Annotated in this window: 11 protein-coding genes; all 11 read left to right on the top strand. The window is 67.7% G+C overall.

What is annotated here, in order from left to right; translation table 11 throughout:
• Positions 1-1929: translation initiation factor IF-2 (gene infB, locus MJ785_RS02980; protein WP_239380005.1), on the top strand; the 1929-nt coding region annotated here is incomplete at its 5' end.
• An 11-nt stretch (positions 1930-1940) separates the two neighbouring features.
• Positions 1941-2279, top strand: coding sequence for a DUF503 domain-containing protein (locus tag MJ785_RS02975; RefSeq protein WP_239309947.1), 339 nt, complete (start codon positions 1941-1943; stop codon positions 2277-2279).
• 12 nt (positions 2280-2291) lie between these two features.
• Positions 2292-2789, top strand: a complete 498-nt coding sequence (rbfA, locus tag MJ785_RS02970; protein WP_239309946.1) for a 30S ribosome-binding factor RbfA — start codon at positions 2292-2294, stop codon at positions 2787-2789.
• The gene (locus MJ785_RS02965) at positions 2786-3877 is read left to right on the top strand and encodes a bifunctional oligoribonuclease/PAP phosphatase NrnA (RefSeq protein WP_239309945.1); all 1092 of its coding nucleotides are present in this window, start codon (positions 2786-2788) and stop codon (positions 3875-3877) included. The genes rbfA and MJ785_RS02965 overlap by 4 nt, the downstream gene beginning before the upstream one ends.
• Entirely contained in the window at positions 3877-4758 is an 882-nt protein-coding gene (gene truB / locus MJ785_RS02960) for a tRNA pseudouridine(55) synthase TruB (protein WP_239309944.1), read from the top strand. The genes MJ785_RS02965 and truB overlap by 1 nt, the downstream gene beginning before the upstream one ends.
• A 29-nt stretch (positions 4759-4787) precedes the next feature.
• The gene (locus MJ785_RS02955; RefSeq protein WP_239309943.1) at positions 4788-5756 is read left to right on the top strand and encodes a bifunctional riboflavin kinase/FAD synthetase; all 969 of its coding nucleotides are present in this window, start codon (positions 4788-4790) and stop codon (positions 5754-5756) included.
• Between the two features lie 91 nt (positions 5757-5847).
• On the top strand, positions 5848-6117 hold the full coding sequence (rpsO, locus tag MJ785_RS02950; protein ID WP_239309942.1) for a 30S ribosomal protein S15: 270 nt from the start codon (positions 5848-5850) through the stop codon (positions 6115-6117).
• A 179-nt stretch (positions 6118-6296) separates the two neighbouring features.
• Positions 6297-8489 carry a polyribonucleotide nucleotidyltransferase gene (locus MJ785_RS02945; protein ID WP_370651571.1) on the top strand — a complete coding sequence of 731 codons (2193 nt, stop codon included), beginning with the start codon at positions 6297-6299 and terminating at the stop codon, positions 8487-8489.
• 9 nt (positions 8490-8498) lie between these two features.
• Positions 8499-9836, top strand: a complete 1338-nt coding sequence (locus MJ785_RS02940) for a pitrilysin family protein (RefSeq protein WP_239309940.1) — start codon at positions 8499-8501, stop codon at positions 9834-9836.
• Positions 9833-10612 (top strand): 4-hydroxy-tetrahydrodipicolinate reductase, encoded by a 780-nt coding sequence (gene dapB, locus MJ785_RS02935; RefSeq protein WP_255724052.1) that lies wholly within the window; start codon positions 9833-9835, stop codon positions 10610-10612. Before MJ785_RS02940 ends, dapB begins: the two co-directional genes overlap by 4 nt.
• The gene (locus MJ785_RS02930; protein WP_239309939.1) at positions 10609-11064 is read left to right on the top strand and encodes a hypothetical protein; all 456 of its coding nucleotides are present in this window, start codon (positions 10609-10611) and stop codon (positions 11062-11064) included. The genes dapB and MJ785_RS02930 overlap by 4 nt, the downstream gene beginning before the upstream one ends.
• Positions 11065-11073 lie beyond the last annotated feature (9 nt).

Genomic DNA, 11073 nt, shown 5'->3' with positions numbered 1-11073 from the left:
GCCGGTGCCTTCGGCCCGGGCGGCCGTGGTCGTCCTGGCCGGCAGCGCAAGTCCAAGCGCGCGAAGCGGCAGGAGTGGGAGAGCGGGCTGGAGGCTCCCCGCATGGGGGCCATGGTTCCGCGCGGCAACGGGCAGGCCATTCGACTGCCTCGGGGCGCGTCCCTTGCCGATTTCGCCGACAAGATCGATGCCAATCAGGGCGCGCTCGTCCAGGTTGTGTTCACCCAGCTCGGTGAGATGGTGACCGCGACGCAGTCGTGCACGGACGAGACCCTGCAGCTGCTCGGCGTCACTCTCGGCTATGACGTACAGATCGTCAGTCCCGAGGACGAGGACAAGGAGCTGCTGGAGAGCTTCGATCTCTCCTTCGGCGGCGAATACGGCGATCAGATCGAGCTGTCCGCGCGTCCACCGGTTGTCACCGTCATGGGCCACGTCGACCATGGCAAGACGAAGTTGCTCGACGCGATCCGGTCGACAGACGTGGTTGCCGGTGAGGCCGGCGGCATCACCCAGCACATCGGGGCCTACCAGGTCCGGGCGAAGGTCGATGGGGACGAGCGGAAGATCACCTTTATCGACACCCCGGGTCACGAGGCGTTCACCGCCATGCGTGCCCGAGGTGCGCAGGTGACCGACATCGTCGTGTTGGTCGTCGCCGCGGATGACGGTGTCAAGCCGCAGACGATCGAGGCACTCAATCACGCCCAGGCGGCCAACGTCCCGATCGTCGTCGCCGTCAACAAGATTGACAAGGAAGGCGCCGACCCCCTCAAGGTCCGCGGGCAGCTCACCGAATACGGCCTGGTCGCCGAGGAGTACGGCGGTGACGCCATGTTCGTCGACGTGTCCGCCCGTAACCGCACCAACATCGACGGTTTGCTCGAGGCGGTCATCCTGACCGCGGACGCCGCCCTCGACCTGCGTGCCCCGACCGGTACCGAGGCCCAGGGCGTCGCGATCGAAGGCCGGCTGGACCGAGGCCGCGGCCCGGTTGCGACCGTGCTCGTCCAGCGGGGGACGCTGCGGGTCGGGGACTCGGTGGTTGCCGGCGACGCCTTCGGGCGCGTCCGGGCGATGCTCGACGAACACGGTGACCCGGTGCACGAGGCCGGCCCGGCCCGGCCGGTGCAGGTCCTGGGGTTCACCAGCGTCCCCGACGCCGGCGATAACTTCCTGGTCGTCCCGGAGGACCGGGTCGCCCGCCAGATCGCCGAGCGGCGCCAGGCACGCGAGCGAAACGCCGAACTGGCGATGAGCCGCGGCCGCCCGACCCTGGAGACGATCCTGGAGCGGATGAAGGAGGGTGAGAAGACCCAGCTCAACCTCATTCTCAAGGGTGACGTCTCCGGTTCGGTCGAGACCGTGGAGGATTCCCTGCTCAAGATCGATGTCGGTGACGAGGTCTCGTTGCGGATCATCGGTCGTGGTGTCGGCGCCATCACTGAGAATGACGTCAACCTGGCGAGCGCGTCCGACGCGGTCATCCTCGGGTTCAACGTCCGGGCTGAGGGCAAGGCGCGCGAACTGGCCGAGCGCGAGCGCGTCGACGTCCGCTACTACTCGGTCATCTACCAGGCGATCGAGGACATCGAGAACGCCCTCAAGGGCATGCTCAAGCCGGTCTACGAGGAAGTCCAGCTCGGTACCGCCGAGGTGCGCGAGGTGTTCCGGGTTCCCCGGATCGGCAACGTCGCCGGTTGCCTGGTACGTTCCGGGATCATCCGCCGCAACTCCAAGGCCCGGCTCGTTCGGGACGGCGTGGTCGTGGCGGACAATCTCACGGTCGAGTCGCTCAAGCGCTTCAAGGATGACGCGACCGAGGTCCGCGAGGGTTACGAGTGCGGTATCGGGCTCGGTTCCTTCAACGACATCAAGATTGACGATGTGATCGAGACCTTCGAGCAGCGGGAGGTTCCTCGCTCCTGAGGACGCGCACGATGTGGACCGGAACGGGAGTTTTCGACCTTCTCCTTGGCGACGTTCGGTCGCTCAAGGAGAAGCGGTCGATAGTCCGGCCGGTGGTGGCCGAGCTCCGCCGCAGATATGCGGTGAGTGCGGCGGAGACCGGCCATCTTGATCTGCACCGGCGGACGCAGATAGGGCTCGCCGTGGTCGCTGCGGATCGAGCCCATTGCGTCGAGGTCGTCCAGGCGTGTGAACGCCTGCTCTCGCGGCGCCCGGAGATAGAACTGCTCTCGGCGCGGATGCGCTACCTCTCCGACGAGGATTCCGACGAGGATATGGACGGACCGCGATCGGTGGCGCGGTCGGAATGACGGGAGGAAGCCATGGCTGATCCTGCTCGGGCCCGCCGGCTCGCGGTGCGTATCCGTGAGGTGGTCGCGGCTGCGCTGGAAAGTCAGGTGAAGGACCCGCGCTTGGGAATGGTCACGGTGACCGATGCCCGGGTCACCCCGGACCTGACCGAGGCCACCGTTTTCTACACGGTTTACGGTGATGACGCGGACCGGCTGGGCTCGGCGCGGGCGCTGGAGTCCGCCAAGGGCCTGCTGCGTAGTCAGGTTGGCCGGCAGACCGGCGTCAAGGTTACTCCTGCCCTGACCTTCGTTCATGATCGACTTCCGGATGATGCCCGCCATCTTGAGGAACTGATTCTGACCGCGCGGGAGCGGGACGCGAGCCTGGCGGGTGTCCGAGACGGTGCCCGGCCGGCTGGTGAGCCCGACCCGTACCGTAAGCCGCGTGTGGACGCCGATGAGTCCGGTGCTGACGGGTTCGGTTCCGATCAGCTCGACGAGGAAATGATGGGGGACACGCCGCGATGACCGACGCGATGAGCCTCGCCGACCTGTCTCTGCTCCCGGTTCCCCCAGCGGGCGAGGGGACGGGCCGGGCGGGGCCCATGTCCGGCGATGCGCTCGGTGAGCAGCGGGAGCGTGCGGTCGAGGCGATTCGCTCCGCGGCCCAGAGCGGGGAGAGCATCCTGCTGGTCGCGCACGTTGACCCGGATGGTGACAGCCTGGGCTCGGCGATCGCCCTGGGGCTCGCGCTGCACACTCTCGGGGCCAGGGCGTCGGTCTCGTTCGACAGCGACCCGTTCGTTGTGCCCCGCTCGTTGAGCTTTCTGCCTGGCCAGGATCTTCTTGTCCCGCCCTCCCTGGTCCCGGCGACGCCCGACCTGGTGGTGACGCTGGACGCGGGAAGCCTGCCCAGGCTCGGTGCGCTGGGCCGGGTTGCGACCAGGGCACGGCGAACGGTTGTGATCGACCATCACGCCTCGAACACACGGTTCGGGGACATCAATCTGATCGACCCCGACGCCGCCTCCACCAGCGTGATGGTCACCGGGGTCATTGACGCCCTCGGGATCGACCTCGATCATGACCTGGCTGTCGCGATCTACACGGGCTTGGTCACCGATACCGGTTCGTTCCGGTACGGCGTGACCACACCGGATGTCCATCGGCTGGCCGCGCGGTTGCTGGGCACCGGGATCCGGCATGATCTGATCACTCGTACGGTCTGGGACACGCACCGCTTCAACTACCTGCGGCTACTGGGTGAGCTGCTCGGCCGGGCCAGTCTGGAGCCTGAGCACGACCTGGTGTGGACGTGGTGCGCGTACGCGGACCTCACCGGCGCGGGTCTCACGCTGGACGAGATCGAGGGTGTGATCGACATCGTGCGGACCACCGCCGAAGCCGAGGTGGCGGTCGTCTGCAAGCAGGACGCCACCGACACCTGGAAGGTCTCGGTGCGTTCGAAGGGCGGCATCGACGTCGGCGCGGTGTGCACCCAGCTCGGCGGCGGCGGTCACCGTTTCGCGGCCGGGCTGAGCTCCACCGAAGCGCTGGAGCAGACCATGCAGGCCCTGCGTGCCGCGCTGGTCCGCGCGCCCAGACTGCCGGGCTGATGGCTGGCGCGACCGCCGCCGGGGTGGACGGTCTGGCCGTGCTGGACAAGCCGATGGGGCTGACCTCGCACGATGTGGTGGCCCGAGCCCGGCGGGCCCTGCGCACCCGGCGGGTGGGACACGCCGGCACGCTTGATCCGATGGCGACCGGTGTGCTGGTGCTCGGGGTGGGCCGGGCGACTCGATTGCTCGGTCATCTCGCCCTGACCGACAAGGCCTACACCGCGACCATCCGGCTCGGTGAGTCGACCACCACCGATGACGCGCAGGGCGAGGTTGTCGCGGTGGGTGAGGTCGCGGTCGACGCGGTGGAGCTCGCCGCGGCCATGGCGGCTCTCACCGGCACGATTGACCAGGTGCCGTCCGCGGTCAGCGCCGTCAAGGTGGACGGGGTACGGGCTTATGCCCGGGTACGCGCGGGTGAGCAGGTCGTCCTGGCGGCGCGGCGGGTCACGGTGAGCCGGTTCGAGCTGCTTGCCCGCACCGGTCGTGATCTTGATGTGGCTGTCGGGTGTTCCAGCGGCACCTACGTGCGCGCGCTCGCCCGCGATCTCGGCGCGGCGCTGGGCTGCGGTGCCCACCTATGTGCCCTGCGCAGGGTGCGGGTGGGACCGTTCGATCTCACGCGGGCGCTTACTCTGGAGGCCTTGGCCGAGGAGGGTGCCGGCGCACTGCGCCCGTTGCCGGATGCCGTCGCCGCGCTGTTTCCCTGCCGGCGGGTGGATGCCGATGACGCTCGTGCGATATCTCACGGCCGCCGTCTTTCCCCTTACGGGCTGCCTGGCACGTACGGCGTTTTCGGCCCGGCTGGCGAGGTTCTCGCTCTTGCGCACGACGCTGCGGACGGCTGCCGGTCACTGGTGGTCTTCGCCGGTGCCTGAGCCGCAAACGGCACCGATAGGCTTCAGATGTGCAGCGGTGGCGCGGGGTGCGAGACACGCCGGATGACTGGCCCGGCGGCGTTGTGACAATCGGGTTCTTCGACGGTGTCCACCGCGGTCATCAGCAGATCGTCAGCCGTGCGGTGGAACGGGCTCACCGGGCCGGACAGCCTGCGGCCGTGCTCACGTTCGACCCGCATCCGGCCGAGGTTATCCGGCCGGGCAGCCATCCGCCGTTGTTGACCACCGCGGATTTCAAGGCGGAACTGCTGGGGCGGCTGGGGGTCGACGCGTTGTGCGTCCAGCCGTTCACACCGGAGTTCAGCCGGGTGCCACCGGAGGAGTTCGTTCACGACATGCTCCTGCGGCGGTTGCGGCCGAGTGCCGTGGTGGTGGGGGAGAACTTCACCTATGGGCACCGGGCCGCCGGAAATCTGGAGACCCTGCGCCGTGACGGTGCGGCTGACGGTTTCGCGGTGGAGGGCGTCCGGCTCCTGCGAGAGGACGACCACGTGCTCTCCTCCACGCATATTCGGGCCTGTATCGCCGAAGGCGACGTAGCCACTGCGGCCCGCGCGCTCGGCCGGGACCACCGAGTGGAGGGGATCGTGGTGCACGGTGACGCGCGTGGACGCACTATCGGATATCCGACTGCCAACCTCGCGACAACCGCCTATGCGGCGATTCCCGCTGACGGTGTCTACGCGGGACACGCGGTGTGGCCGGGCAAGCGTTATCCCGCGGCGATCTCCATTGGTAGCAACCCGACTTTCGATGGGACCGAGCGGCGGGTTGAGGCATATCTCCTTGATTTCGACGACGACATCTACGATGCCCACCTTGCCTTCGAGTTCGCCGAGCGGTTGCGTCCGACGCTGCGCTTCGACTCCGTGACCGACCTGGTTGCTCAGATAGCGGCGGACGTTCTTGCCACCCGTAAGATCACCTCCTTGTCGGCGGCATCTCAGCCGGGCGGGCGGTGCTCGCGGGGTTGGTAAGCTTCGGCACCAGACGAGTGTGGTGTGTCCGTCAGCCTGGGTGGGGCAGACCCCGGGCGCGCATCCACCCGTAGACAGGAAGAGGTTTCGCGTGCCGCTCCCGAGCGACGTCAAGCAGAAGATCTTGTCCGATTACGCCACGGTCGAGCGTGACACCGGCTCGCCCGAGGTACAGGTGGCGATGCTCACCCGGCGGATCAGCGACCTGACGGAACATCTGAAGGTGCACAAGCACGACCACCACAGCCGGCGTGGGCTGTTGCTGCTGGTCGGCCGGAGGCGACGGTTGCTGAACTATCTCGCCAAGACCGACATCCACCGCTACCGGTCGTTGATCGAACGGCTCGGGCTGCGGCGGTAGGAGCTGGATGTGGAGGCGAATGTCGCCTCCACTGTGTGACCGGGTCCGTGACGGCGCGAGCCGCCGGTCCTCGGTGGTGGTGTCCGGGCGCGCCGTGTGGCGAACCCCCGGGGGCTTCTACTGAGCGCCGGCCTCCTCGGCAAGGCGGACCCGGCCGATGGAGAGGAGGAATGGTTCGAGTGGAGGACCAGACAACCGCGACTGAGGCGGTTATCGACAACGGAGCGGCTGGGACCCGGACGATCCGGTTCGAGACGGGCCGGCTGGCCCGGCAGGCGGCTGGGGCCGCGGTCGCCTATCTCGGCGACACCATGGTGCTGTCGGCGACGACGGTCAGCAAGCAGCCCAAGGAGCAGCTTGATTTCTTCCCGCTGACCGTGGATGTCGAGGAACGGATGTACGCGGCCGGGCGTATTCCCGGTTCGTTCTTCCGGCGGGAGGGACGGCCGAGCGAGGACGCTATCCTCACCTGCCGTCTGATCGACCGGCCACTGCGGCCGTCGTTCGTCAAGGGGCTGCGTAACGAGATCCAGGTCGTGGCAACGGTTCTTGCCCTCGACCCGGACACGCTCTACGACGTGGTCGCAATCAATGCGGCCAGCGCGTCGACCACGCTCGCCGGGCTGCCCTTCTCCGGCCCCGTCGGCGCCACCCGGGTCGGTTTTGTGGACGGAAACTGGATCGCCTTCCCGACCCATGCCGAGCTGGAGCGGGCAACCTTCGACATGGTGGTGGCCGGTCGCGTGCTCGAGGACGGCTCCGATGTCGCGATCATGATGGTCGAGGCGGAGGCCACGCCGGACACGGTTCCGCTGCTGGCCGCGGGTGCGCCAGCACCGACCGAGGACGTGGTGGCCGCGGGGCTGGAGGCGGCGAAGCCCGCCATCCGCGAGCTGTGCCGGGCCCAGCGCGAGCTGGCCGAGCGTGCGGCCAAGCCAGCCCGTCAGTTCCCGTTGTTCGTCGACTATCACGACGACGTCCTTGAGGCGTTGTCGATCGCGGTCGGTGACGAGCTTGCCGCGGCTCTGCGCATCGCCGGCAAGCAGGAGCGGGAAACGGAGCTGGAGCGGGTCCGCTCACTGGCCGCGGAGAAGGTCATGGGCCAGTTCGAGGGCCGCGAAAAGGAGATCGCCGCAGCCTATCGGGCGCTGACGAAGAAGCTGGTACGTCAGCGCATCATCGCTGACGGCGTCCGTATCGACGGGCGTGGGGTCACCGAGATCCGCGAGCTGTCGGCGGAGGTCGACTTCATTCCCCGCGTCCACGGATCAGCCTTGTTCGAGCGTGGCGAGACCCAGATCCTCGGCGTGACCACGCTGGCCATGCTGCGGATGGAGCAGACGGTCGACACCCTCAACCCCGACCGCACAAAGCGTTACATGCACAACTACAACTTCCCGCCCTATTCCACCGGGGAGACCGGCCGTGTCGGTTCGCCGAAGCGGCGCGAGATCGGCCATGGCGCGCTGGCCGAGCGGGCACTGCTGCCGGTGCTGCCGAGCCGGGACGAGTTCCCCTATGCCATCCGGCAGGTTTCCGAGGCGCTGGGCTCCAACGGGTCGACGAGTATGGGCTCGGTCTGCGCAAGCACGCTGTCGTTACTGAACGCTGGTGTTCCGCTCAAGGCCTCCGTCGCTGGGATCGCCATGGGCCTGATCCATGAAGGTGACGACTTCGTTACGCTCACCGACATCCTCGGCGCCGAAGACGCCTACGGTGACATGGACTTCAAGGTCGCGGGTACGCGGGAGTTCGTCACCGCGCTCCAGCTCGACACCAAGCTGGACGGCATTCCCGCGTCGGTCCTTGCCGACGCGCTGGGCCAGGCCAAGGCCGCGCGGCTGGCGATCCTCGATGTCATGGCCGAAGCGATCGACGGCCCGGACGAGATGTCCACGCACGCTCCCCGGGTGATTTCCGTCAAGATCCCGGTGGACAAGATTGGTGAGATCATCGGCCCGAAGGGCAAGATGATCAATCAGATTCAGACTGACAGCGGCGCCGAGATCACGGTCGAGGACGACGGCACGATCTACATCGGTGCGCAGGACGGCCTGTCGGCGGAGAGCGCCCGTTCGGCGATCAACGCGATTGCCAACCCGCAGATGCCGGAGGTCGGGGAGCGTTACCTCGGCACCATCGTAAAGATCACGACGTTCGGTGCGTTCGTCTCCCTCACTCCGGGCAAGGACGGGCTGCTCCATGTCAGCAAGCTCAAGCAGCTTTCCGGTGGAAAGCGGGTGGAGAAGGTGGAAGAGGTGGTTCAGGTCGGCCAGAAGCTCCAGGTTGAGATCACTGAAATCGACAGCCGTGGCAAGATCAGCCTTTCTCCCGTGGTCGAGGACGCGGACAGCGTCCCGGCCGGGTCCTGACCGCCTCCGGTGACAGAGACGGGTACGACCAGCGCGGGTTTGGTGCCGGCCGGCACGCTTCGCGAGGAGCTGCTGTCCGGCACCGTCCGGCGAGCCGTGCTACCGGGCGGGCTGCGGGTGCTGACCGAGAAGGTGCCCGCGGTCCGGTCGGTAGCCATCGGGATCTGGGTCGGCGTGGGCTCCCGGGACGAGAATCCGTTGACGGCCGGTTGTTCTCACTACCTGGAGCACCTGCTGTTCAAGGGCACGCCGTCCCGGGACGCGCTGACAATCAGTTCCGCGATCGAGGCAGTCGGCGGCGAGCTGAACGCTTTCACGACCAAGGAGTACACGTGCTATTACGCACGGGTGCTCGACGGTGATCTCGCGGACGCGGTTGACGTGGTCTGCGACATGGTCTGCAACTCACTGATAACCGCTGACGACGTGGCCGCGGAGCGTGGCGTGATCCTCGAGGAGATCGCCATGCACGACGATGACCCGAGCGACGTCGTCCATGACGTCTTCACCGCGGCTGTGTTGGGTGACACCGATCTCGGGCGTCCGGTGCTGGGCACGATCGACTCCATCGAGGGCCTGGGCCGCGACACCATCGCCGACTACTACCGGTCCCGGTACACTCCGTCCAACACGGTGATCGCGATCGCTGGCAACATCGACCATGAGCGTACGCTCGCGCTGGTCGCGGCGGCCTTCGCCGACCGCCTGGGTGGCCCAGACCTTCCCGCCCCGGTGCGCGGGGGCTCCTATGCCTACCCCGATGCCCGCGGTGTCGTGGTCAGTCAGCGTCCTACCGAGCAGGCGCATGTCGTCCTCGGGACCGTGGGGATGTCCCGCCGGGACCCCCGCCGGTTCGCCATGGGGATCATGTCCTCGGCGCTCGGCGGGGGAATGAGCTCCCGGCTCTTCCAGGAGGTCCGCGAAAAGCGTGGCCTTGCCTACTCCGTCTACTCGTTTGCGTCCCACTTTGCCGACGCGGGGCTGTTCGGCGTCTATGCGGGGTGCGCGCCACGGCGGGCGGACGAGGTTCTCGCGCTTTGCCGCGAGCAACTGGAGCTGATCGCGGCGTCGGGAATCACCGACGACGAACTTGTCCGGGCCAAGGGCCAGAGCCGAGGCTCGTTGGTGCTGGGCATGGAGGACACCGGCTCGCGGATGAGCAGGATCGGCAAGAGCGAGCTCATGCACGGTGAGCTCCTGTCCGTGGACGAGGTGCTTGCCCGGGTGAACGCGGTGACCCGCGAAGACGTCCGGGGCGTCGCCGCCGACCTGCTTGCCCGGCCACTCGCTCTCGGCGTGATCGGCCCCTTTGATGACCATGATTTTACGTCCGTGATCGCACGGTGACCGCGGTATCCGCGGCGGCCGGTAGCCCGGCGGCCGACCCGCTCCGGGTTGGTGTTCTCGGTGCCCGGGGCCGGATGGGCGCGACGGTTCGCGCCGCTGTGGAGGCCGCTGATGACCTCACGCTGGTGGCGGCGGTAGATCGTGGGGACGACTTCGCCAGCCTGCGCGATGCCGATGTCGTCGTCGATTTCACCCGGCCGGACACCGTCATGGAGAACCTGCGTTGGTGCATTGACGCGGGCCTGCATGTGGTTGTGGGCACATCGGGTTTTTCCAACGACCGGTTGGACACGGTGCGCGGCTGGCTCGTGGACAGGCCGGGCCTCGGTGTGTTGGTGGCCCCGAACTTCGGTGTCGGTGCCGTGCTGATGATGCATTTCGCGACCCAGGCGGCCAGGTTCTTCGAGTCGGTGGAGATCATCGAAATGCACCATCCCGGCAAACTGGATGCCCCCAGCGGGACAGCCGTCCACACGGCGGAGCTGGTCGCGCGGGCGCGGGCGCGGGCCGGGGCCAGCCCGGCCCCCGATGCCACGGAGTCGGCACGTGATGGCGCCCGCGGCACCCGGGTCAGCGGGATTCCCGTGCACAGCGTTCGGCTTTCCGGTCTTGTCGCCCATCAGGAAGTGCTGCTCGGTGGTGTCGCGGAGACCTTGACCCTGCGTCATGACTCATTCGATCGGACCTCGTTCATGCCAGGTGTGCTGCTCGGCGTGCGCCGGACTCCAGGGCGTCCCGGCCTGACTGTGGGCTTGGCGGCCCTGCTCGAACTGTGAAAGCCCGGGTAACTGTCGGTGTTCTGCTCGTGGCGGTTGTCTTCTACCTTGGGCTGATCGGATGGCGAGGCGTTCAGTTGCTCACCCAGAGCGGCTGGATCGCCCGTGGGCTCGGCGTCGGCGTGCTGCTGCTGCCTGTCGTCGGGGTGGCCGTCGTTGTCCGGGAACTGCAGTTCGGGCGGGCGGCTGGGCGGTTGGGACGCCATCTGCTTGATGATCATTGGCCGGATGGCCCACCGGCACCGTTGCCGCGGCGTCCGTCTGGCCGGATCGACCGGACCGCGGCCGACGAGGTCTTCAACCGCCGCCGTGCCGATGTCGAGGCGCGGCCACGGGACTGGCAGGCCTGGTATCGACTCGCGGTCGCCTACGGCGATGCCGGCGACACCCGTCGGGGACGCCGTGCGATGCGCCACGCAATCGCGCTGGAACGCATCCAGTCCACTGTGTGATCTCGATAC

The sequence above is a fragment of the Protofrankia sp. CiT1 genome, assembly GCF_917627335.1.
Lineage (GTDB): Bacteria > Actinomycetota > Actinomycetes > Frankiales > Frankiaceae > Protofrankia.
The sequence above is the reverse complement of the archived record's forward strand: the minus strand, read 5'-3'. Positions and strand labels throughout refer to the sequence as shown.

Excerpts from the sequence above, each read along its gene's own strand:
- MJ785_RS02975 (WP_239309947.1), top strand. The coding sequence starts at position 1,941 with ATGTGGACCGGAACGGGAGTTTTCGACCTTCTCCTTGGCGACGTTCGG.
- truB (WP_239309944.1), top strand. The coding sequence starts at position 3,877 with ATGGCTGGCGCGACCGCCGCCGGGGTGGACGGTCTGGCCGTGCTGGAC.
- MJ785_RS02965 (WP_239309945.1), top strand. The coding sequence starts at position 2,786 with ATGACCGACGCGATGAGCCTCGCCGACCTGTCTCTGCTCCCGGTTCCC.
- rbfA (WP_239309946.1), top strand. The coding sequence starts at position 2,292 with ATGGCTGATCCTGCTCGGGCCCGCCGGCTCGCGGTGCGTATCCGTGAG.